Raw genomic sequence first — 22,187 nt, 5'->3', positions numbered from 1 at the left:
GCTGAATCCTCGTATTCGTTGGAGAAGGAATTCCCGTGAGCTCGACCAATCGCACCGTGGTCGTCACCGGTATCGGCGCAACCACACCGCTGGGTGGCGACGCAGCCTCTACCTGGGAGGGCCTGATCGCCGGACGTTCCGGCGTGACGCCGCTGGAGCAGGAGTGGGCCGCCGACCAGGCGGTCCGCATCGCGGCGCAGATCGCCGTGGAACCGTCCGAGGTCATCCCGCGGCCGCAGGCCCGCCGCCTGGACCGTTCGGCGCAGTTCGCGCTGATCGCCGCCAAGGAGGCGTGGGCCGACGCCGGCTTCACCGGCAAGGCCGGTGAGGACGGTTCCGTCGACCCCGACCGGCTGGGCGCGGTCATCGCGTCCGGCATCGGCGGCGTGACGACCCTGCTCGACCAGTACGACGTGCTGAAGGAGAAGGGCGTACGCCGTGTCTCCCCGCACACCGTTCCCATGCTGATGCCGAACGGCCCGTCGGCGAACGTCGGTCTGGCCGTGGGCGCCCGCGCGGGCGTGCACACGCCGGTCTCGGCGTGCGCGTCGGGTGCCGAGGCCATCGGCTACGCCATCGAGATGATCCGCACCGGCCGCGCCGACGTCGTCGTCGCGGGCGGCACGGAGGCGGCGATCCACCCGCTGCCCATCGCCGCGTTCGGCAACATGATGGCGATGTCCAAGAACAACGACGACCCGCAGGGCGCCTCGCGGCCCTACGACGTCGCCCGTGACGGCTTCGTCCTCGGCGAGGGCGCCGGCGTGGTCGTCCTGGAGTCCGCCGAGCACGCCGCGAAGCGCGGTGCGCGGGTGTACGTCGAGGCGGTCGGGCAGGGCGTCTCCGCCGACAGCCACGACATCGTGCAGCCGGAGCCCGAGGGCCGCGGCATCGCGCACGCCCTGCACAACCTGCTGGACCGCACGAACCTGAAGCCGGCCGAGATCGTGCACGTCAACGCGCACGCCACGTCGACGCCGGCCGGTGACATCGCCGAGCTGAAAGCGCTGCGCAAGGTGTTCGGCGACGACACGGACCACGTGGCGGTGTCCGCGACGAAGTCGATGACCGGGCATCTGCTCGGTGGTGCCGGTGGTGTCGAGACGGTCGCCTCCGTGCTCGCGCTGTACCACCGGGTGGCTCCGCCGACCATCAACGTCGACAACCTCGACCCGGAGGCCGAGGCCAACGCGGACGTGGTGCGCGGTGAGGCGCGCAAGCTGCCCGTGGAGGGGCCGATCGTCGCGCTGAACGACTCGTTCGGCTTCGGCGGGCACAACGTGGTGCTGGCGTTCCGGTCGGTGTGACGGCGCTGTGGACGAGCAGTGGCCCGGTCTCCCTGGGGAGGCCGGGCCACTGGCCGTTTCTCAGGTCTCTCGGACCACCCGGTGCAGCCGGCGCGTCAGACCACCTGGTGCAGCCAGCGCACCGGGGCGCCCTCGCCCGCGTACCGGAAGGGTTCCAGCTCGTCGTCCCAGGGCTTGCCCAGCAGCCTGGACAGTTCCGCCGCGAGGTCGGTCTCGCCGCGCTGGGAGCGCTGGAGGGCGGCGCGCAGCCGGTCCTCGGGGATGAGGATGTCGCCGTGGATGCCGGTGACGGCGTGGAAGATGCCGAGGTCGGGGGTGCAGCTGTAGCGCTCGCCCTCGGCGGTGGCGCAGGGCTCGGCGGTGACCTCGAAGCGCAGCAGGTGCCAGCCTCTCAGCGCGGACGCCAGCTTGGAGGCGGTGCCGGCCTCGCCCTGCCAGGAGAACTCCGAGCGCCAGGTGCCGGGCGCGGCGGGCTGCCGGATCCAGTCGAGGCTGACGCGGGTGCCGAGCACCCCGGCGACGGCCCACTCGACGTGCGGGCACAGCGCGCGCGGCGCGGAGTGCACGTACAAAACTCCACGTGTCGTCACCTGGACCTCCGGGCTGAGCGGGACCTGTCGATACGGGCGGGCAGTGGCACGCCGGCCATGGGCCGAGGCTACCGCGCGGGGGCGCGGGGAGTGTGACGTACCGTCGGTCCCACTGCCCCGAAACTCCCGCATTCACCCAGGGGGACGCCTGTACGGGTGTGTGACGTTGCACCGGCCGGGTCCGGGAACCCGCGCGCGTTGTCATGGAGGAGGACCTTTGTACGCCGACCGAGGGGACCAGCGGGGCATGGGAATGCGGAACGGGGCGCGGGCCGTGGCCGCCGTCGTGGCGCTGGCCGTCGCGGGGGTCGCCGGGTGCGACGCCGGCGGTGACGGCTCCGCCGGGGCGTCCGGCTCCCCGACGCGCGTGAGGCCGTCGCCGGAGCCGGTGTGGGACCGCAGCCCGTCGTCGGTGGCCGCCGTGGGCGACTCCATCACGACGGGTTTCGACGCCTGCGAGGTCCTGGCGGACTGCCCGGAGGTGTCGTGGGCGACGGGCGGCAGCCCGCGGGTCGACAGCCTGGCCGTGCGGCTGCTGGGGAGGGCGGGCGCGGCCCGGCGGAGCTGGAACCTCGCCGTGTCGGGCGCCCGGATGGCGGACCTGCCGGGCCAGATGGCGCGGGCGGTGCGGCACGAGCCGCAGCTGGTGACGGTGCTCGTCGGGGCGAACGACGCCTGCCGTCCGACGACGGCGGCGATGACGCCGGTCGCCGCGTTCCGCGCCGACTTCGAGAAGGCCATGCGCACGCTGCGCGAGGCGCTGCCGAAGACGCAGGTGTACGTGGCGAGCGTGCCGAACCTGAAGCGGCTGTGGGAGCAGGGCCGCACCAGCACCCTCGGCCGGCAGGTGTGGAAGCTGGGCATCTGCCCCTCCATGCTGGGCGACGCGGAGGCCGTGGACGCGGCGGCGAACCTGCGCCGGGAGACGGTGCACCAGCGGGTGCGGGACTACAACGAGGTGCTGGCGCAGGTGTGCGCCAAGGACGAGCGGTGCCGCACCGACGGCGGCGCCGTGCACGACTACCGCTTCGGCACGGACCAGTTGAGCCACTGGGACTGGTTCCACCCGAGTGTGAACGGCCAGGCCCGGTTGGCGGAGATCGCCCACCGCTCCGTCACGGCGCCACGGCCCTGACTTAGAGTTCCGCACATGAACGAACTCTTCGGCACGCTTCCCGACGGCTCCCCGGTCCACCGCTGGACCCTGGAGCGCGCGGGGGTACGGGTGCGGGTGCTGTCGTACGGCGGGATCGTGCAGTCCGTCGAGGTCCCGGACCGGGACGGGCGCGCGGCAGACGTGGCGCTCGGGTTCGACGGCCTGGACGGCTATGTCGCACAGCCGGAGCCGTATTTCGGCGCGCTGATCGGCCGGTACGCCAACCGGATCGCCGGGGGCCGTTTCCCGCTCGACGGGCGCACCTACGCCCTGGCGCGCAACGACGGGCCGAACTCGCTGCACGGCGGGGAGCGCGGCTTCGACAAGCGGGTGTGGGACGTCACCGGCATCGAGCACGGCGTGCGCCTGACGCGGGTCAGCCCGCACGGCGAGGAGGGCTTCCCGGGCCGCCTGGAGGTCACGGCGACGTACACGCTGGAGGAGTCGGGTGCGCTGCGCTTCGCCTACGAGGCGGTGACGGACGCCCCGACGGTGGTGAACCTGACGCATCACGGCTACGTCAACCTGGCGGGTGCGCGTGCCGGGGACGCGGGTGGTCACGAACTGCGGCTGGACGCGGCGCGTTTCACGCCGGTCGACGAGGACCTGATCCCGGTGGGCGCCCCGCGGGAGGTGGCGGGCACCCGCTTCGACTTCCGGCAGCCGCGCAAGGTGGGCGCCGGGTACGACCACAACTTCGTGCTGGACAAGGGCGTCACGGCCACGCCCGTCGAGGTGGCCGAGCTGTACGACCCGGCGTCGGGCCGGGTGATGACCGTGTCGACCACCGAGCCGGGTCTTCAGCTCTACACCGGGGACTACCTGAGCGAGCCGTTCGCGCCCGGCGACGGCATCGCGCTGGAGACCCAGCACTTCCCCGACTCCCCGAACCGGCCGGACTTCCCGAGCACGGTGCTGCGGCCGGGCGAGGTGTACCGCTCGGAGACGGTGTACGCGTTCTCGGTGCGCTAGCCGGGCCGGCCGGGGCACGCGCCATGGCGTGCCGTCCTTCCGTCGCGCATACTGCGGCCCTCCGGTGCCACGCACCGCCGCGACGACGGAAGGACCTGGACTGCCTTGGCTTCCCCACGTGTTCGGATCGGCGTACTCGGACTGACCCTGGTGGCAGGGCTCGCCACCACTCCCGCGACGGCGGGCACGGCCGGGGCTCCCGCCGCTCCCGCGCCGACCGTCGAGGAACAGCGGCTCGACAGGCACGTGCCGCGGGAGATCCTGCGGCTCTCCGGCTTCGACGCCGCGGCGGCGCGGTTCACGCGGGCGCTGGAGGCGGCGCGCTCCCCCGCCGAGGCGCGCCGGGTCGTCGTACGGGAGGGCTCGGCGCTGTGGCGGCGGGCGGTCGACCGGGTGCAGGGGCGTGGCCCGGCGGGCGGTGACCTCAGCCGGGACGACGACCGGCCGCTGTACTGGGCGCGGCTGGCGATGACCCGGGAACTGCGCTCGTGGGAGCCGGAGTTCGGGCTGACCGAGGCGCAAAGGGCCGGGCTGGTCGGCGAGCTGGAGCGGACCTCGCGCGGTCAGGGCGCGATCCGCTATCCGCGCGATGACGGGATCAAGCGGATTCTGCTCACCGGGTTCGACCCGTTCACGCTGGACCGGGACATCCGGATCTCCAACCCGTCCGGGGCGACGGCGCTGGCCCTGGACGGCACGGTGATCGAGACGGCGGACGGACCGGCGCGCGTCGAGACGACCGTGTTCCCGGTGCGCTGGCGGGACTTCGCGGACGGCGTGGTGGAGCGGGCGCTGCGGCGGTATCTGCCCGAGGTCGACCTGTTCACGACGGTGAGCCAGGGGCGGGTCGGCCGGTTCGACGTGGAGCGGACCAACGGGGCCTGGCGGGGCGGCTTCCCGGACAACGAGAACGCCTCCTCCACGGGGACGATCCCGGTCGCCGACCCGGCCTCCCAGCCGCAGTGGACGACGACCACGCTGCCGTACGAGGCCGTCACGGGCGCGGAGACCGGCCGCTTCCCGGTCTACGACAACACGGGCGTGACGGAGATACCGGCGGGCGGGACGCAGCCCGTGGTGCGGCCGGACGGGCCCACGCCGGGGTCGGCAGCGCGGGCCGGGGGCGGCGGGGACTACCTGTCCAACGAGATCGCGTACCGGGTGACGCTGCTGCGGGACCGGCTGGGGCTGGGCGGGGTGCTGCCGGGCGGGCATCTGCACACGCCGGTGCTGCAGTTCGGCGCCGGGAACACCGATCCGGCGAGCGGCACGGTGACGGACCCGGAGTTCGTGCGCAACCGGCTGGACATCGTCGCGCAGGTGCGGTCGATCCTGGTGGTGGCCGCGGAGGCCGGCGGGGCGACGGAAGGCTGACGCCGAGGGGGCCGGGATGCCGGTCAGCGGGCGCCGTCGTCCTTCGCCGGGGCGGTGGCGCCGTTCTCCCGCGTCTCCTCGCCCATCAGGTCGCGGGCGAGGAGGGTGGCGCCCGCGACCGCGCCCGGCATCAGGAACACCGCGACGAACGGCACCAGGAAGGACACCGCGAGGGGCGTGCCGAAGCCCCAGACCAGGGTCCTGCGGGAGCGCAGCAGGGTGAGGCGGTCGCGCAGTTCGACGCCGCGGCGCTGGAGGGCGACGGCGGCGAGTTCCTCGGTGAGGAAGAAGCCGGTGACGAGGAAGCCGATCACCGGGACGGCCGTCTGGCCGAGGACGGGCACGAAGCCCAGCGCGAAGAGGAGCACGCCCCACACGGCGGCGCGCAGGACGACGCGCAGGCTGTCGCGGCCCGAGATCCACAGCTCGCGCCAGAGCGGCAGGTTCGACTCGGGCGCGGTGCCGTCCGGTGAGACGTCGCGGTCGACCCGCTCGGACAGGCTCTCGTAGAAGGGCTGGCCGATCAGGAGCGTCACCGCGGTGAAGGTGACGACGGACAGCAGCAGGGCGAGGACGAACAGGACGGCGGTGAGGAAGCCGCGGAACAGTCCCTGCCACGGGCTCGTCCAGTCGTCGGCGAAGGGCGTGGCCCAGCCGACGAGGTTGTCGCCCCACAGGGCGAGGGAGACGAGCGCCGCCGCGTACAGGACGAGCGTGATGAGGCCGGGCAGCAGCCCGAAGCCGTACTGCCTGCCGTGCCGGGCCACCCACCGCTGGCCCTTCAGCAGATACCCGAGACCCACCCCAAGATCGCGCATGGGGGCACCCTACCGAGGCGCGGTCATCCGCGGGTCACCGGTGGGCGGGCTGTCCGTCCTGCCCCAGCATCCGGCGCAGCGCGTCCCGCAGGGCCACGCGCTCCTCGTCGGAGAGGGCGGCGAGCGGCTCGCGGGCGAAGCGCAGGGATTCCCGCAGGCTGCGGGCGACCCGGCGGCCCTCCTCCGTGGCCGCGGCGACCTTCACGCGGCGGTCGGCCGGTGCGGGGCGGCGCTCCACCAGACCGCGGGCCTCCAGGCGGTCCACGATGCCGGTGACGTTGGACGGCTCGCACTTCAGCCGCTGGGCCAGCTTGCGCATGGGCAGCGGCTCCAGGGAGAGCAGGCTCAGCAGCTTCGCCTGGGCGCCGGTCAGGGCGTGGCCGGCCGCGGCCTCCTCGTAGTCCGCGTGGTAGCGGGCCACGACCTCGCCGACCAGTTCCACGACTTCCGCCGTCAGGGCGTCGGGGCGGCGGGGTGCGGATGAGGGGGCCATGGCGCCATGGTACCCAGTTGCTTGACACGATGAAATATTCAGGAGCATGGTTGTTTCAGGTTCTGAAGTAAATGGCACGGCACAGCGTTCCGCCGAAGATGGAGAGGCCCGCTCATGATCAACCGCGAATGGCACCTGCTCAGCCGCCCGGAGGGCTGGCCGCGGCCCGAGGACTTCGCCCTGGTCGAGGCGGAGGTCCCGACGCCGGGCGAGGGACAGGTCCTGGTCCGGAACAGGTACCTCTCCGTCGACCCGTACATGCGCGGCCGGATGAGCGCCGCGAAGTCCTACGTGGCCCCCTACGAGCTGGGCAGGGCGATGGAGGGCGGCGCGGTCGGCGAGGTCGTCGCGTCGAACGCGGAGGGCATCGCCGTCGGCGACCACGTGCTGCACTTCCTCGGGTGGCGCGAGTACGCGGTGGTGGACGCGAAGAGGGCCGTGGCGGTGGACCCGCAGGCCGCGCCGCTGTCGGCCTACCTCGGCGTGCTCGGCATGACCGGGCTCACGGCGTACGCCGGGCTGCTGCGCACCGCCTCCTTCCAGGAGGGTGACGCGGTGTTCGTGTCGGGCGCGGCCGGGGCGGTCGGCAGCCAGGTCGGGCAGATCGCCAGGCTGAAGGGCGCCTCGCGGGTGATCGGGTCGGCCGGCTCCGACGAGAAGGTGAAGCTGCTCCTGGACGAGTACGGCTTCGACGCGGCCTTCAACTACAAGGCGGGGCCGGTGCACGAGCAGCTGAAGGAGGCGGCGCCGGACGGCATCGACGTCTACTTCGACAACGTCGGCGGCGACCATCTGGAGGCCGCGATCGGCCGCCTCAACCGCGGTGGGCGCATCGCCGTCTGCGGCATGATCTCGGTCTACAACGCCACCGAGCCCGCGCCCGGGCCGCGCAACCTCGCCCGGCTGATCCAGACCCGGGGCCGGATCGAGGGCTTCCTGGTGGGCGACCACTACGACCTTCAGCCGCAGTTCGTGCGGGAGGTCGGCCCGTGGGTCGCGTCGGGCGCGCTGAAGTACCGCGAGACGGTGGTCGAGGGGATCGAGAACAACCTGGAGGCGTTCCTCGGCGTGCTGCGCGGCGACAACACCGGGAAGATGATCGTCAAGGTCTGACCCCTCTCCCTCTTCTCGCATATTCCGTCATGCGGTAACTTCTTTCCGAAACCGTCGGGATCGTGGGCGCGAGTCGCGGCGGAACGAGGAGGAACGCACCGTATGACCATCCAGCAGTCCGACGTCCTCTACACCGCGGTGGCGACCGCGCGGAACGGCCGTGACGGGCGGGTGACCACCGACGACGGCCGGCTCGACGTGGTGGTGAACCCGCCCAAGGAGATGGGCGGCAGCGGCTCGGGGACCAATCCGGAGCAGTTGTTCGCCGCGGGGTACAGCGCGTGCTTCCGGAGTGCGCTCGGTGTCGCCGCCCGGGAAAAGGGGGTCGACGTGTCCGGGGCGACGGTGACCGCGAAGGTCGGCATCGGGAAGAACGACGACGGCTTCGGGCTGATCGTCTCTCTCGCGGCGGAGATCCCCGGCGTCGACGCGGGGGTTGCGCGGGGGCTTCTGGAGAGGGCGCACGAGGTGTGCCCGTATTCGAAGGCGACGCGGGGGAACATCAGCGTGACGCTTGTGTGACGCCGTCGTTGCGTACGGCGAGGGCCGCATCCTTGGACGTGGGGTGCGGCCTTCGTGCGTGCGGGCGCGTTGTGCCGCCCGGGGTGCCGTGCCACCCGGGGCCGCGGTGACCGACGCGCTACGTGCACCACCACAGGAAGCGGTCGCACGTCTCCGTCGGGGTCGGCGGGGCCGGTGTCGGGGCCGGGTCTGACGGCTGCGGGGACGGGGGCTGCGTTTCGGACGGCGGGGGTGGGGGCGGGGCTGTCGTCGTCGCCGAGGACTGCGGTGTCTGGTCCTCCGGGGGCCGGGAGGGGGCCTCCTCCTGGGACTCCGACATCGACGCCGACGGTGAGGTGGACGGGGATTCCGACGCCGAGGGGGACGGAGAGCCGGACGATCCCCGTGCCGGCCGCGTCGCGTCCGCCGCCGGCTCTCCCGCGTCCACCTCTCCCGACGCCCCACCGTCCGCCGTCGCCGCGCCCGCCGCCGCAGGTCTCGGCGTGTCGGCCGGGGTGTCCGCCCCCAGTTCCGCCAGGCTCAGGCCGGCCGCCGCCAGGACGAAGCCCGCGCCGATCAGCAGGGCCCTGCGGCGGCGGCGCCGGTGGGCCGCCGCCTTGCGGTCCCGGCGGCCGCGCGGGGACCGCGCCCGCTCGCGCGGCAGCGCGTCGTCCGCCTCGACGGGCGTGCCCACGGGGTCCGCGTACACGTGCTGAGCCCGCGTGTACGCGGCCGGGGTCCCGCACCCCGGGCAGTTGAGGGCGCCGTTCAGGTGCCGTCGGCACGGCTGGCAGTAGTCCATGACGCGGGAAGATTAGGTTCCCGTCCGAGGGTGTTCCTAGAGCCCTCTGTGAAGATTGCGTAGGGACTGCCGGGTTCCGGTTCTCGAAAGTGCCGAAACCGTTATGTGCCGGCCCCATTGACACTCCGACCACCACGTCCTTACTGTCACGCCAGCATTTCGAACGTGTGACGAAATCTCGAACACACCGAGTCGCACCGAAGAGACAACGACAACGACGCAGCAAGGGGCAACCGCCGTGCGCATCACTGGAATCAGCACACACGTGGTCGGGACGCCGTGGCGCAACCTGACGTACGTCCAGGTGCACACCGACGAGGGCATCACGGGAGTCGGCGAGACCCGCATGCTCGGACACACCGACGCCCTTCTCGGTTACCTGAAGGAGGCTGAGGCCAACCACATTCTCGGTTCCGACCCGTTCGCTGTCGAGGACCTCACCCGGCGCATGAAGTACGGCGACTACGGCCGCGCGGGCGAGATCGTGATGTCCGGCATCGCCGTGGTCGAGATGGCCTGCTGGGACATCAAGGGCAAGGCGCTCGGCGTTCCCGTCTGGCAGCTGCTGGGCGGCAAGGTCACCGACAAGGTGAAGGCGTACGCCAACGGCTGGTACACCACCGAGCGCACCCCGGAGGCGTACCACAAGGCGGCGCAGGGCGTCATGGAGCGCGGTTACCGCGCGCTGAAGATCGACCCCTTCGGCACCGGGCACTACGAGCTGGACCACCAGGAGACCCTGTACGCCGTCTCCCTCATCGAGGCCGTCCGTGACGCCATCGGCCCCGAGGCCGAGCTGATGCTGGAGATGCACGGCCGCTTCTCCCCCTCCACGGCCGTCCGCCTGGCCAAGGAGCTGGCGCCGTTCAAGCCGGCGTGGCTGGAGGAGCCGGTGCCGCCGGAGAACCTGAAGGCGCTCCGGAAGGTCGCCGAGAAGGTGGACATGCCGGTCGCCACGGGTGAGCGCATCCACGACCGGATCGAGTTCCGCGAGCTGTTCGAGGACCAGTCCGTGGACATCATCCAGCCGGACGTCGGCCACATCGGCGGCATCTGGGAGACCAGGAAGCTCGCCGCGACGGCGGAGACGCACTACATGATGGTCGCGCCGCACAACGTGGGCGGTTCCGTCCTGACCGCCGCCTCCCTCCAGGTCGGCTTCACCTCCCCGAACTTCAAGATCCTGGAGCACTTCAACGACTTCGCGGACGCGGAGATCAAGAAGGTCGTCAAGGGCGCCCCGCAGGTGAACCCGGAAGACGGCTGCTTCCACCTGTCCGACGCGCCGGGCCTGGGCGTGGAGCTGGACACCGACGCCGCCGCGGAGTTCCCGCAGCAGCAGGCGCGTTTCGACCTGTGGGCCGAGGGCTGGGAGCAGCGCAGGCCGAAGGCCACCACGTGAGCACCGCCGTCGTCGTCGAGGCGCCGGGCGAGCACCGGCTCGTGCCGCACGAGCCGCGCGACCCCGGCCCCGGCGAGGCGCTCGTGGCCGTGCACGCCGTGGGCATCTGCGGCAGCGACCGCGAGGTGTACCAGGGCAACCGGCCCGTGGGGTACGTACGGTATCCGCTGACCCCCGGACACGAGTGGTCCGGGACCGTCGCGGCGGTCGGCGCCGGGGTGCCCGGGAGCCTCGTCGGCCGCAAGGTGGTCGGTGAGGGCTTCCGCAACTGCCAGGTGTGCGACCGCTGCCACGCGGGCGAGACGACGCTGTGCACCGCCGGGTACGAGGAGACCGGGTTCACGCAGCCCGGCGCGATGGCCGGCACGCTCACGCTCCCGGCGCGGCTGCTGCACGTGCTGCGGGACGACTGCGACCTGACGGCCGCCGCCCTGCTGGAGCCGGCCGCGTGCATCGCGGCGGCCGCGCTGAAGGCGAACGCGCGGCCCGGCGAGCGGGTGGCGGTGGTCGGCACGGGCACGCTCGGCATGTTCGCCGTGCAGGTGCTCGCGGCGGGCTCCCCCGCGGAGCTGCTGGTGGTGGGCACGCGGGACGACCGGGAGGCGCTGTCGCGGCGGTTCGGCGCGAGCGACTTCCGCACCAAGGACCAGGAGCTGCCCGGCGGTTTCGACGTCGTGATCGAGACGGCCGGGTCCGCCGACGCGGCCCGTACGGCGGCGGCGCTGCTGCGGCGCGGCGGGCGGCTGGTCCTGACCGGCATCCCGGCGCCGGGCGCGCAGGGCCTGGACCCGACCGACCTGGTGGTGCGGCAGCTGGAGGTGCACACGGTGTTCGGCGCGCCGCCCGGGGCGTGGGCGCACACGGTGCGGATGTTCGGGGCCGGTCTGCTCGACCCGTTGCCGCTGGTGACGCACGAACTGTCGCTCGCCGAGTTCCCGCACGCCATCGAGCTGGTCGGCTCCGGTGACCCGAAGGTGGGCAAAGTGCTCCTGCACCCCTAGCCGTACGCCGGTACGGGGGCACCTGACGGCCTCCGTACCGGCGTACACCCACCGCCCGGCACCACCCCTTCGGCAGGGCTCTTCCCGCCCCGAGCCGCGAACTTCGTCCGGCATATCGAAGACAGACAAAGGACAGCTTGTGACCGACGCTTCCGCCCCGGCAGCCCGCCGACCCGGTGAGCCGGCGCTCACCACTCTGGGTCTGGGGGCGCCCGCCCCCGACCCCGCCGACGCCTCGCCGCACTCCTTCCCCGGCGGCGGCCGCTGGCGCACCGAGATTCCCTCGTGCGAGGGGCCGGAGGCGCTCGCGGCGGTACTGAAGGAGGCCTCGCGGCTGGACGTGCCGATCCACCGGATCAGCCAGGGCAGCGGCGTGTGGATGCTGACCGACGCCGAGATCACCGAGATGGTCGAGGCCACCGCCGAACGCGACATCGAACTGTGCCTGTTCACCGGCCCGCGCGGCACGTGGGACATCGGCGGCTCCACCCGCACCGACTCACGCGGCGGCGGGCTGCGCGCCCGGGGCCACGACGCGGTGGCCGGCTGCGTCGAGGACGCGGTGCGGGCCACGGAGCTGGGCGTCAAGTGCCTGCTGGTGGCCGACGAGGGCGTGCTGTGGACGCTGCACCGGGCCCGCGAGGCCGGGATCCTCCCGGCCGACACGACGCTGAAGGTGTCGGCGCTGATCGGACCGGTGAACCCGGCCGCGTACGCGGTGTACGAGCGGCTCGGCGCGGACTCCGTCAACGTGCCCAGTGATCTGACGCTGGATCACCTGACGGAGATACGCCGGGTGTCGGCGGCCCCGATGGACATGTACATCGAGGCGCCGGACGACCTGGGCGGCTATGTGCGGATGTACGAGGTCGCCGAGCTGATCCGGCGGGGTGCTCCGCTCTATCTGAAGTTCGGCCTGTCCAAGTCGCCCGGCATCTACCCGTACGGCCACCACCTGCGGGAACTGACGCTGGCGACCGCGCGGGAGCGGGTGCGGCGCGGCCGGCTGGCCCTGGACCTGCTGGCCCGGCACGGCGCGGACGGCGACATGGCGCCGCTGGGCTCGCGCCTGCCGGGGCCGCTCAACCGGTTCGAGATTTCGTCATAACGTTCCGGAAACACTCTTCACAAAAGAAGACACAGCCGCGCACAATCCCACACACCCGAGCCCCCGCACCACGCAAGGATGATGACCATGCGCAACCGCAGAGCCGCACTCGCCGCCCTGGCCGGAACCGTCTCACTCGCCCTGTCCCTGACCGCCTGCGGGCAGAGCGGCGAGGGCGGCAGCGAGGAGGACAAAGGTGACGCCAAGGGCGCCACCATCGGCATCGCGATGCCGACGAAGTCCTCGGAGCGGTGGATCGCCGACGGCAACAACGTCAAGCGGGACCTGGAGTCCAAGGGCTACAAGACCAAGCTGGTCTACGGCGAGGACGACCCGGACCAGCAGGTCTCGCAGATCGAGAACCTGATCACGCAGGGCGTGAAGGCCCTGATCGTGGCGGCGATCGACAACAAGTCGATGAACAACGTCCTCCAGCAGGCGAAGGAGGCCGACATCCCGGTCATCTCCTACGACCGCCTCATCCTGGGCACCGAGGACGTCGACTACTACGCCTCGTTCGACAACGAGAAGGTCGGCGAACTCCAGGGCAGCTACATCGTCGAGCAGCTCGGCCTGAAGGACGGCAGCGAGAAGGGCCCGTTCAGCATCGAGCTGTTCGCGGGCTCCAACGACGACAACAACACCCGCTACTTCTTCCAGGGCGCGATGAACGTCCTGCAGCCCTACATCGACAAGAAGCAGCTCGTCGTCAAGTCCGGCCAGACGAAGCTGACGCAGGTCACCACGCTCCGCTGGGACGGCGCCACCGCGCAGCGCCGCATGGACGACATCCTCACCAAGTCGTACAAGACCGGCCGGGTGGACGCGGTGCTCTCGCCGTACGACGGCATCTCCATCGGCATCCTGTCGGCGCTGAAGTCGGACGGCTACGGCTCGAAGGGCAAGCCGCTGCCGGTGGTGACCGGGCAGGACGCCGAGGTCGCGTCGGTGAAGTCGATCATCCGCGACGAGCAGTCCATGACCGTCTACAAGGACACCCGCGAGCTGGCGAAGGTGGCCTCGAACATGGTCGACGCGCTGCTGAACGACAAGAAGCCCGAGGTCAACGACACCAAGACGTACGACAACGGTGCCAAGGTCGTGCCGTCGTACCTGCTGGAGCCGGTCGCCGTCGACAAGGGCAACTACCAGAAGGTCGTCGTGGACTCCGGTTACATCAAGGCGAGCGACCTCAAGTAACCGCCGCCGCCCCCCGACGACCCATCACTGACTGGAAGGCACGACCATGGCGGGACCCGTCCTGGAAATGCGCTCGATCGTCAAGACCTTTCCCGGCGTCAAGGCGCTGTCGGACGTCTCCCTGACCGTCCGGCAGGGCGAGGTCCACGCCATCTGCGGGGAGAACGGCGCCGGGAAGTCCACCTTGATGAAGGTGCTCTCCGGCGTCCATCCGCACGGCACCTACGAGGGCGACATCCTCTTCGAGGGTGAACTGTGCCGCTTCAAGGACATCCGGGCGAGCGAGCAGCACGGCATCGTGATCATCCACCAGGAACTGGCGCTGGTGCCGTTCCTGTCGATCGCGGAGAACATCTTCCTCGGCAACGAGCACGCCACCCGCGGGCTGATCAACTGGAACGAGACCCTGCGGCACGCCACCGAGCTGCTGCGCCGGGTCGGCCTGAGCGACCACCCGGAGACCCGGGTCGCCGACATCGGCGTGGGCAAGCAGCAGCTCGTGGAGATCGCCAAGGCGCTGTCCAAGAAGGTGAAGCTGCTCATCCTGGACGAGCCGACCGCGGCCCTGAACGACGAGGACAGCGACAAACTGCTCGATCTGATCCTGGAGCTGAAGAACCAGGGCATCACCTCGATCATCATCTCCCACAAGCTGAACGAGATCCGCAAGGTCGCCGACTCGGTGACGATCATCCGGGACGGCCGGTCGATCGAGACGCTCGACGTGAAGGCCCCGGGGACCACCGAGGACCGGATCATCAGCGGCATGGTCGGCCGCGACCTCGACCACCGCTTCCCCGAGCGCACCCCGCACCACCCCGAGGAGGGCGCGGCGCCCGCGCTGGAGATCCGCAACTGGACCGTGCACCACCCGATCGACCAGCAGCGCAAGGTGGTCGACGACGTGTCGCTCACCGTGCGGCGCGGGGAGATCGTCGGTATCGCGGGCCTGATGGGCGCGGGCCGCACCGAGCTGGCGATGAGCGTGTTCGGGCGCTCCTACGGCCGGTACGCGGGCGGCACGGTCCTCAAGGACGGCCGGGAGATCCGCACCAAGAGCGTCGCGGACGCGGTCGGGCACGGCATCGCGTACGTCACCGAGGACCGCAAGCACTACGGCCTGAACCTCATCGACACGATCAACCGCAACATCTCGCTGACCGCCCTGAGGAAGGTCTCCCGGCGGGGCGTGGTGGACGAGCACCAGGAGCGGCAGGTCGCGGAGCGCTTCCGCACGTCGATGAACATCAAGGCGCCGACGGTGTTCGAGCCGGTCGGCAAGCTGTCCGGCGGCAACCAGCAGAAGGTCGTCCTCAGCAAGTGGATCTTCGCGGGTCCGGACGTGCTGATCCTGGACGAGCCCACGCGCGGGATCGACGTCGGCGCCAAGTACGAGATCTACACGGTCATCGACAAGCTGGCCGCCGAGGGCAAGGCGGTCGTCTTCATCTCCTCCGAGCTGCCGGAGCTGCTCGGCATGTGCGACCGCATCTACACGATGGCCGCGGGACGGCTGACGGGTGAGTTCTCGCGGGCCGAGGCCTCGCAGGAAGCGCTGATGCGTCAGATGACGAAGGACAAAGAGGTAACCCGATGAGCACGGATGTGTCCGCCAAGAGCCCGGCCCCGGCGCCGCCGGGCCGCACCGGACCGGTCTCGGCCGGCGGCCTGCTGCACCTGGTGCTGGACGGCCTGCGGCGCAACATGCGCCAGTACGGCATGCTGCTGGCCCTCGGCCTGATCGTGGCGCTGTTCGCCGTGTGGACCGACGGTGACCTGCTGCTGCCGCGCAACGTCTCCAACCTGGTGCTGCAGAACAGCTACATCCTGATCCTGGCGATCGGCATGATGCTGGTGATCATCGCGGGTCACATCGACCTGTCGGTGGGATCGCTGACGGCGTTCGTGGGCGCGTTCGCGGCCGTACTCACGGTGCAGCACGACGTGGCGTGGCCGGTGGCGGTGGCGCTGTGCCTGCTGGCCGGCGCGGTCGCGGGCGCGGCGCAGGGCTTCTTCATCGCGTATCTCGGCATACCGTCGTTCATCGTCACCCTGGCCGGCATGCTGATCTTCCGCGGCATCACGGAGATCCTGCTGGAGGGACAGACCCTCGGCCCCTTCCCCGACGGGCTGCAGAAGATGGGCAACGGCTTCCTGCCCGAGGTCGGCCCGGAGACCAACTACCACAACATCACGCTGCTGCTGGGCTTCGTCCTGATCGCGTTCGTGGTGCTCCAGGAGATGCGCGACCGCAGGCGCCAGCAGGAGTTCGCGCTGGAGGTGGTGCCGCGCAACCTGTTCCTGCTGAAGCTCGTCGCCATCGCCGCCGCGCTCCTCACCGTGACGCTGCTGCTGGCCAGCTACAAGGGCGCGCCGATCGTGCTGCTGATCCTGGGCGCGCTGGTGGTCGGCTACGGCTATGTCATGCGCAACTCGGTCTTCGGCCGGCACATCTACGCGATCGGCGGCAACCTGCCGGCGGCGAAGCTGTCCGGTGTGAAGGACAAGAAGGTCACCTTCCTGGTCTTCCTGAACATGGGCGTGCTCGCGGCCCTGGCGGGTCTGGCGATCTCCGCCCGCCTGAACGCGGCCTCTCCGAAGGCGGGCCTGAACTACGAACTGGAGGCGATCGCCTCGGCGTTCATCGGCGGCGCGTCCATGAGCGGCGGTGTCGGCACCGTGCTCGGCGCGATCATCGGCGGTCTCGTCCTCGGCGTGCTGAACAACGGCATGAATCTCCTGAGTGTCGGCACCGACTGGCAGCAGGTCATCAAGGGCCTCGCCCTGCTGGCCGCGGTCGGGTTCGACGTCTGGAACAAGCGCAAGTCAGGTTCTTGAACGGTCAGCTCGGGCCCCGCCGGAAGGCGGGGCCCTCTCCTTACGCCTCACAGCAGGAGCCGCACATGGACATGAGCAGACGAACCGTCGTCGCCGGGGCGGCCGCCGCCGGTGTCACCGCCGCGCTGAGCGGCACCGCGCACGCCACGGGAGGCAGGCACCCGGTGAAGGAACTCTTCGGCAGGCTCGCCGACGGCACGAAGGTGTACCGCTGGTCGCTGGAGAACGGCGGCACGCGGATGAAGGTCCTCTCCTACGGCGGCATCGTGCAGGCCCTGGAGATACCCGACAGCCGGGGCCGCTACCGCAACGTCTCCCTGGGCTTCGCCGACCTGGACGACTACGTCGCCTCCAGCCCGTACTTCGGCGCGCTCATCGGCCGCTACGGCAACCGCATCGCCAAGGGCCGGTTCACCCTCGACGGCACGACCCACCAGCTGTCGGTCAACGACGGCGAGAACAGCCTGCACGGCGGTGAGCGGGGCTTCGACAAGCGCGTGTGGGACGTCGAGCCGTTCACCCGGGGCTCCGACGTCGGGCTGCGGCTGTACTGCACGAGCGCCGACGGGGAGATGGGCTACCCGGGCACGCTGAAGTCGAAGGTGACGTACACGCTGACCCGCGGCGGCGACTGGCGCATCGACTACGAGGCCACCACGGACAGGGCCACGGTCGTCAACCTCACCAGCCACGTGTACTGGAACCTGGCCGGTGAGGGCAGCGGCTCGATCTACGACCACGAGGTGTCCATCGCCGCCTCGCGCTACACGCCGGTCGACGCGGGGCTGATCCCCACGGGGGAGCTGGCGAAGGTGGCGGGTACGCCGTTCGACTTCCGGCGGGCCAAGGCGGTCGGGCGGGACATTCGCGTCGCCCACCAGCAGTTGCTGTACGGGAAGGGGATCGACCACAACTGGGTGCTGGACAAGGGGATCACGGGGACGCCCGAGCACGTGGCCACGCTGCGGGACCCCGGCTCGGGGCGGACGATGAGGATGGCCACGACCGAGCCGGGGTTGCAGTTCTACTCCGGGAACTTCCTCGACGGGACGTTGGTCGGGACAGGCGGGGCTGTGTACCGGCAGGGGGACGCGTTGTGTCTTGAGACGCAGCACTTCCCCGACTCGCCGAACCAGCCGGCGTTTCCGTCCACGGTGCTGAGGCCGGGGCAGGTGTACCGGTCCACGACTGTGCACTCGTTCGGGGTGTGACGTGCGGGCCGGGCAGCGCGCCGTGAGGTGCGGTGCGCTGCCCGGCGCTCGCGGTCACACCGGGTTGAGTCTCCACTGCTGACAGGTGTTGTTCAGCCAGGTCCATTGGCGGACGTCTGCCGCGTCTGCTGTGGAGCAGTTCGCCACGTCTGCCACTTTGCCCGAGGCCTGGTTGGTGATGCGGACGTGACCGGTGTCCGTGGCGATGAAGCGGAAGCGCTGGCAGGTGTTGTTGAGCCAGGGCCACTGGCGCAGGTCGGCGCCGTCGGCCGTGGAGCAGTCGGCCGTGTCGAGCACCTTGCCGGTCGCCACGTTCAGCAGCCGGCTGGTGTCGTCGCCCTGGTCCTCCAGGCGCCACCGCTGGTGGGTGCCGCCGTTGCAGGTGTACTGCTGGACGTTGGCGCCGTCGGCCGTCGAACCGCCCGCCACCTCAAGGCACTTGCCGGTGCTGCGGTTGGTGATCGTGTACGTGCGCTGCACTCCGGACGGTTCGCCCGACGGGCCGGCCAGCGAGGCGCCGAGCGCGACCGGTGTGCCCAGGTTCGGCGTGCCGTCGGCGTTCCACGTGAACTTCTGCGCGCGTGCCGTACGCCCGTTGTCGCAGCCGTCGGACGCGGAGTCGTTGGCGTGGTAGACCATCCAGCTCTCGGAGCCGTCCGGTGAGGTGAAGAAGCCGTGGTGGCCCGGGCCGTACACGCCGGCCGAGTCGTTGCGCTGGAAGTCCGGCGTGGACTTCTTCGTCCAGGAGGACGCGGAGAGCGGGTCGGTCCCGGTCAGGGTGAGCCGCCCCAGTTTGTAGTCGGGCGTCCAGCAGCCGCTGGCCGAGTAGGACAGGAAGGTCTTCCCGCCCCTCTGGAGGATCTCCGGGCCCTCGTTGACCGGGGCGCCCGACCGCTCCCACGCGTACGTCGGCGTCGAGACGGTCGAGAAGGAACCGCTCACCGTGTACGGGTTGGACATCCGCGCGGCGACGATGTTCTGCGTGCCGCCGCCGCTCGCGCTGCCGAACAGGTACAGCTGCCCGTTGATGGTGGCGACCGTCGGGTCCAGCATCCAGGAGGAGTTGAGCTGCGCCCGGTACGTGTACGGCCCGAGGGGGTCGGAGCCGACGCTCTCCAGGACGTGGGTGCGCTGGGTCGGGTTGTAGTCGGCGACGTTCTGCCCGGCGACGTAGTACAGGTACCAGCGGCCGTTGAGGTAGTGCATCTCGGGGGCCCAGATGTTGCAGCACCGCGAGGGCGCGTCGCCCCGCCACACCTGGATGCTCGGCGCGGTGGACAGCCCGGCCAGCGTGGCCGACCTGCGGACGGTGATGACGTCGGTCCAACTGGTCGACACCAGGTAGTAGGTGCCGTTGTGGTACGAGATCCAGGGGTCGGCGCCCTTCTGCGCCTTGACCGGGTTGGCGAACGAGGCCGCGCTCGCGGTGGGCTGCCCGACGGCCAGGGCCAGCAGCAGCGCGGCCAGCAGGGTCAGTAGGCGACGGGCCATCCGCTGCTCCAGTTCAGGAGGTTGATGCCGAGCTTGGGCGTGCCGTTGTCGTTGCCGTCGTAGTAGTGGTAGACGATCAGGTCGCCGTCGGTGTCGCTCATGATGGACTGGCCGCCGGGGCCGATGACGCGGCCGTGCGACTCCAGCACCGGGGTGCCGCCGTTGTTCATCATGCTGACGCCGTTGCGGTCGTAGTACGGCCCGGTGACCTTGGTGGCCCGGCCGACCTTGACCTTGTACGTCGAGCTGGTTCCGTTGCAGCAGGTGTCGTACGACGCGAAGAGGTAGTAGTAGCTGCCCCTCTTGACGATGTACGGCGCCTCGACGGCCTTCGTGCCGGTGGGGCGGGAGGCGAGCGCGTACCGGGTGGTGTTGGTCGACAGCTGCTTGCCGGTGGACGGGTTGATCTGGATCATCTTCAGCCCGGTCCACCAACTGCCGAAGGACAGCCACCACGTGCCGTCGCCGTCGACGAAGAGGTTCGGGTCGATGGCGTTGTAGTCGCTGGACGTGGACGAGCTGTAGACGACGCCCTGGTCGGTCCAGGACCCGGGCAGGCCGGTGGTGGACGTGGCCAGCCCGATGGCGGACCGGTTGGAGCCGAACGTCGAGACGGAGTAGTACAGCAGGTACTTGCCGCCGTGGTACGAGATGTCGGGCGCCCACGCCTCGGTGTTCCCGTACGACGACCACCAGCCCGGCCGCGTCCCGAACGCGTCGCCGCCCGCGCTGAACGCGATCCGGTCGGTGGACGAGCGGTGGCTCAGGCCGCCGCCCGTGGCGTACAGCAGGTAGCGGCCGGACGAGGTGCGGATCATGGTCGGGTCGTGGACGACGGTCGCGCCCGTCACCGCGCCCGGGTTGGGGTACGCCGAGGCGGTGGACGGGATCAGCGCGAGCAGGGCGGCGGCGGGGACGGCGATCAGCGCGGCTCTGCGCCGCAAGGTGCGGGGGGTGCGGGGAGTGCGGCTCACTCGGGGCCTCCAGTGTGGGGATGCGGACATCACGGCAGTTCGAGATCTCGAACGTCAGTCGTATTGTCGGACGTGATGTCGAACGGGACCGTAGAATCGAACTCCCTGCGCGTCAATGGTTCGCGCAGCCGTAACCCCCCGCACACCGGCCTCACTTGACCAGCGCGCGCCGGCCCGGCAGGTCGACCTCCGCCCGCAGGGTCTTGCCGGGCTCCCGGTGCGCCACCTCCCAGCGGTCGGCCACCGCGTCCACGAGCAGCAGCCCGCGCCCGGATTCGGCCAGCGGGTCCGGCGCCGTCAGCTCCGCGGGGCCGGGCGGCCGGGGCGGCCCGCCGTGCGTGTCGCTCACCTCGATCCGGACGCTGCCCGTGACGAGCGAGAGCCGCAGCTCGAAGTCCCGTCCCGGCACCCGGCCGTGCGTCACGGCGTTCGCCGCCAGCTCGGCCACGATCACGGCCACGGCGTCGGAGGCGTCCGAGCCGTACGGGACGCCCCACGCCTCCAGTTGGCGGAGGGCGAGACGCCGGGCGAGCCGTGCCCCTCGCGGGGTGGCGCTGAGTCGCTGGACGAACATACGCGCGGTGACCGGGAGTCGGTGGCGGGGAGGTGCAGTCATGCGCCCAATATGTCCGCCTCGGTACCCGCTCAACCAGCCCAGAGGCGTGTACAGCGCAGGCTGTACACGGTGACGCCCTGGACGGTACGCGTCACCATCCGTAACGATGCCTGCGGGAGGTGACCGACAGTGGTCGACATGGGCGAGCAGGAAACGTCGGACAGTCTGCGCACGTTCGGGGCGGTCGTGCAGGGTTTGCGGGAACACGCCGGGTTGAGCCGGGAGGAATTCGGCCAACTGGTGGGGTACTCCAAGCACACGGTGGCGTCGGTGGAGCTGGGCCGCCGCATGCCGGACCCGATGTTCGTGGAACGCGCGGAGGAAGTCTTCGGCAACACGGGGGCGTTACGCCGGGCGGCGGCCTGTCTGGTGCGGAGGCCGGGGCTGGCGGCCTGGTTCCGGCAGTGGGCGCGGTTGGAGGGCACGGCGGTCAATCTCTACACCTACGAATGCCGACTGGTGCCTGGGCTGTTGCAGACGGAGGCATACGCCCGCACGCTGTTCGTCAACCAGCTTCCGCCGCTGAACGACGAGCAGATCGAGGAGCAGTGGCTGGCGCGCGCGGAACGGCAACGGCTGCTGCGAGAACGGCCGAACACGGCGTTCAGCTTCATCCTGGAGGAGCATCTGTTCCTACGGCGGACGGGCGGGGCCGAGATGACGCGAGAGCTCATCGACCATGTGCTAGAAGTCGCCGCGATGCGGCACATCGAGATGCAGGTCATGCCTGTCGTGCGAGAAACGCATGCCGGACTCGCCGGTCCCATGCAGCTCTTGGAGACGCCGGAGAACCAGTGGTTCGCCTACTGCGAGGGGCAGCGAGGCGGCCAGTTCATCGTCGACTCGAAGGAGGTCAGCGTTCTTCAAGGCCGTTATGCCAGGATGCGTTCGCAGGCTCTCACCCCTGAAGATTCAGTGGGTCTGTTGGAGCGGATCCGAGGAGCGCTATGAGCAACGAACTGACCTGGTTTACATCGAGCCACAGCAGCAGTGCTTCCGGCGACTGCGTGGAGGTGGCCCTTTCTTGGCGCAAGTCCAGTTACAGCAGTAGCGGCGACGGCGACTGCGTGGAGATAGCCACCGAACCCCACACCATCCACGTCCGCGACTCCAAGAACGCGCACGGCGCCCGTCTCGCCCTCTCCCCCGCCGCCTGGGGCGACTTCCTGGGGCACGTCTCGGCGCACGGCACCGCCGAGTAGGTGCAGCGGGGCGACGGC

The 22,187-nt window shown here is 70.7% G+C and carries 22 protein-coding genes; 15 read left to right on the top strand and 7 right to left on the bottom strand.

Features of this window, described 5'->3' with window-relative positions; translation table 11 throughout:
* Window positions 1-35: 35 nt before the first annotated feature.
* Window positions 36-1,307 (top strand): beta-ketoacyl-[acyl-carrier-protein] synthase family protein, encoded by a 1,272-nt coding sequence (locus AB0M97_RS09800; RefSeq protein ID WP_365960236.1) that lies wholly within the window; start codon window positions 36-38, stop codon window positions 1,305-1,307.
* A gap of 95 nt (window positions 1,308-1,402) precedes the next feature.
* Here AB0M97_RS09800 and AB0M97_RS09795 read toward each other — a convergent pair whose 3' ends face one another.
* Window positions 1,403-1,897 carry a DUF3145 domain-containing protein gene (locus tag AB0M97_RS09795; protein ID WP_365960235.1) on the bottom strand — a complete coding sequence of 165 codons (495 nt, stop codon included), beginning with the start codon at window positions 1,895-1,897 and terminating at the stop codon, window positions 1,403-1,405.
* Between the two features lie 253 nt (window positions 1,898-2,150).
* Here AB0M97_RS09795 and AB0M97_RS09790 point away from each other — a divergent pair, with 253 nt between their 5' ends.
* The 3 genes from AB0M97_RS09790 to AB0M97_RS09780 all read left to right on the top strand — a co-directional run bounded on the left by AB0M97_RS09790 (window position 2,151) and on the right by AB0M97_RS09780 (window position 5,399).
* Entirely contained in the window at window positions 2,151-3,032 is an 882-nt protein-coding gene (locus AB0M97_RS09790; RefSeq protein ID WP_365960353.1) for an SGNH/GDSL hydrolase family protein, read from the top strand.
* 15 nt (window positions 3,033-3,047) lie between these two features.
* A complete protein-coding gene (locus tag AB0M97_RS09785) occupies window positions 3,048-4,025 on the top strand; it encodes an aldose epimerase family protein (protein ID WP_365960234.1) in 978 nt (325 codons plus the stop codon).
* A gap of 105 nt (window positions 4,026-4,130) precedes the next feature.
* A complete protein-coding gene (locus AB0M97_RS09780) occupies window positions 4,131-5,399 on the top strand; it encodes a pyroglutamyl peptidase (RefSeq protein ID WP_365960233.1) in 1,269 nt (422 codons plus the stop codon).
* A 23-nt stretch (window positions 5,400-5,422) separates the two neighbouring features.
* Here the strand turns inward: AB0M97_RS09780 and AB0M97_RS09775 are convergent, their stop codons facing one another.
* Window positions 5,423-6,217: an EI24 domain-containing protein gene (locus AB0M97_RS09775; protein ID WP_365960232.1), complete on the bottom strand. Its 795-nt coding sequence runs from the start codon at window positions 6,215-6,217 to the stop codon at window positions 5,423-5,425.
* Between the two features lie 34 nt (window positions 6,218-6,251).
* Window positions 6,252-6,710, bottom strand: a complete 459-nt coding sequence (locus AB0M97_RS09770; RefSeq protein WP_365960231.1) for a MarR family transcriptional regulator — start codon at window positions 6,708-6,710, stop codon at window positions 6,252-6,254.
* A 114-nt stretch (window positions 6,711-6,824) separates the two neighbouring features.
* Here AB0M97_RS09770 and AB0M97_RS09765 point away from each other — a divergent pair, with 114 nt between their 5' ends.
* Both AB0M97_RS09765 and AB0M97_RS09760 read left to right on the top strand, forming a co-directional pair.
* On the top strand, window positions 6,825-7,823 hold the full coding sequence (locus AB0M97_RS09765) for an NADP-dependent oxidoreductase (protein WP_365960230.1): 999 nt from the start codon (window positions 6,825-6,827) through the stop codon (window positions 7,821-7,823).
* Between the two features lie 102 nt (window positions 7,824-7,925).
* Window positions 7,926-8,345: an organic hydroperoxide resistance protein gene (locus tag AB0M97_RS09760; RefSeq protein WP_365960229.1), complete on the top strand. Its 420-nt coding sequence runs from the start codon at window positions 7,926-7,928 to the stop codon at window positions 8,343-8,345.
* 118 nt (window positions 8,346-8,463) lie between these two features.
* Here AB0M97_RS09760 and AB0M97_RS09755 read toward each other — a convergent pair whose 3' ends face one another.
* Entirely contained in the window at window positions 8,464-9,126 is a 663-nt protein-coding gene (locus tag AB0M97_RS09755; RefSeq protein WP_365960228.1) for a hypothetical protein, read from the bottom strand.
* Window positions 9,127-9,364: 238 nt separating this feature from the next.
* On the opposite strand from AB0M97_RS09755, the gene AB0M97_RS09750 reads away from it, so the two are divergent.
* The 7 genes from AB0M97_RS09750 to AB0M97_RS09720 all read left to right on the top strand — a co-directional run bounded on the left by AB0M97_RS09750 (window position 9,365) and on the right by AB0M97_RS09720 (window position 17,886).
* Window positions 9,365-10,528, top strand: coding sequence for a mandelate racemase/muconate lactonizing enzyme family protein (locus AB0M97_RS09750; RefSeq protein WP_365960227.1), 1,164 nt, complete (start codon window positions 9,365-9,367; stop codon window positions 10,526-10,528).
* Window positions 10,525-11,529 (top strand): alcohol dehydrogenase catalytic domain-containing protein, encoded by a 1,005-nt coding sequence (locus tag AB0M97_RS09745; protein WP_365960225.1) that lies wholly within the window; start codon window positions 10,525-10,527, stop codon window positions 11,527-11,529. Before AB0M97_RS09750 ends, AB0M97_RS09745 begins: the two co-directional genes overlap by 4 nt.
* 139 nt (window positions 11,530-11,668) lie before the next feature.
* Window positions 11,669-12,637, top strand: coding sequence for a hypothetical protein (locus AB0M97_RS09740; protein ID WP_365960223.1), 969 nt, complete (start codon window positions 11,669-11,671; stop codon window positions 12,635-12,637).
* Between the two features lie 87 nt (window positions 12,638-12,724).
* A complete protein-coding gene (gene chvE / locus AB0M97_RS09735; RefSeq protein ID WP_365960222.1) occupies window positions 12,725-13,837 on the top strand; it encodes a multiple monosaccharide ABC transporter substrate-binding protein in 1,113 nt (370 codons plus the stop codon).
* A gap of 46 nt (window positions 13,838-13,883) precedes the next feature.
* Window positions 13,884-15,434 (top strand): multiple monosaccharide ABC transporter ATP-binding protein, encoded by a 1,551-nt coding sequence (gene mmsA / locus AB0M97_RS09730; protein ID WP_365960221.1) that lies wholly within the window; start codon window positions 13,884-13,886, stop codon window positions 15,432-15,434.
* The gene (gene mmsB, locus AB0M97_RS09725; RefSeq protein ID WP_365960220.1) at window positions 15,431-16,675 is read left to right on the top strand and encodes a multiple monosaccharide ABC transporter permease; all 1,245 of its coding nucleotides are present in this window, start codon (window positions 15,431-15,433) and stop codon (window positions 16,673-16,675) included. Before mmsA ends, mmsB begins: the two co-directional genes overlap by 4 nt.
* A gap of 65 nt (window positions 16,676-16,740) precedes the next feature.
* On the top strand, window positions 16,741-17,886 hold the full coding sequence (locus AB0M97_RS09720) for an aldose epimerase family protein (protein WP_365960219.1): 1,146 nt from the start codon (window positions 16,741-16,743) through the stop codon (window positions 17,884-17,886).
* Between the two features lie 54 nt (window positions 17,887-17,940).
* Here AB0M97_RS09720 and AB0M97_RS09715 read toward each other — a convergent pair whose 3' ends face one another.
* The 3 genes from AB0M97_RS09715 to AB0M97_RS09705 all read right to left on the bottom strand — a co-directional run bounded on the left by AB0M97_RS09715 (window position 17,941) and on the right by AB0M97_RS09705 (window position 20,967).
* The gene (locus AB0M97_RS09715; protein WP_365960218.1) at window positions 17,941-19,377 is read right to left on the bottom strand and encodes a family 43 glycosylhydrolase; all 1,437 of its coding nucleotides are present in this window, start codon (window positions 19,375-19,377) and stop codon (window positions 17,941-17,943) included.
* On the bottom strand, window positions 19,359-20,351 hold the full coding sequence (locus AB0M97_RS09710; RefSeq protein ID WP_365960217.1) for an arabinan endo-1,5-alpha-L-arabinosidase: 993 nt from the start codon (window positions 20,349-20,351) through the stop codon (window positions 19,359-19,361). Before AB0M97_RS09710 ends, AB0M97_RS09715 begins: the two co-directional genes overlap by 19 nt.
* 151 nt (window positions 20,352-20,502) lie before the next feature.
* Window positions 20,503-20,967 carry an ATP-binding protein gene (locus tag AB0M97_RS09705; protein WP_365960216.1) on the bottom strand — a complete coding sequence of 155 codons (465 nt, stop codon included), beginning with the start codon at window positions 20,965-20,967 and terminating at the stop codon, window positions 20,503-20,505.
* A 138-nt stretch (window positions 20,968-21,105) separates the two neighbouring features.
* Here AB0M97_RS09705 and AB0M97_RS09700 point away from each other — a divergent pair, with 138 nt between their 5' ends.
* Both AB0M97_RS09700 and AB0M97_RS09695 read left to right on the top strand, forming a co-directional pair.
* Window positions 21,106-21,918, top strand: a complete 813-nt coding sequence (locus tag AB0M97_RS09700; protein WP_365960215.1) for a helix-turn-helix transcriptional regulator — start codon at window positions 21,106-21,108, stop codon at window positions 21,916-21,918.
* Window positions 21,915-22,169 carry a DUF397 domain-containing protein gene (locus AB0M97_RS09695; protein ID WP_365960214.1) on the top strand — a complete coding sequence of 85 codons (255 nt, stop codon included), beginning with the start codon at window positions 21,915-21,917 and terminating at the stop codon, window positions 22,167-22,169. The genes AB0M97_RS09700 and AB0M97_RS09695 overlap by 4 nt, the downstream gene beginning before the upstream one ends.
* The last annotated feature ends 18 nt before the right edge of the window (window positions 22,170-22,187 follow it).

Source organism: Streptomyces sp. NPDC051207, assembly GCF_040682395.1.
In the GTDB taxonomy this organism is placed as follows: Bacteria; Actinomycetota; Actinomycetes; order Streptomycetales; family Streptomycetaceae; genus Streptomyces.
Note: the sequence above shows the minus strand (reverse complement) of the source record. Positions and strands in the feature narration are given on the sequence as shown.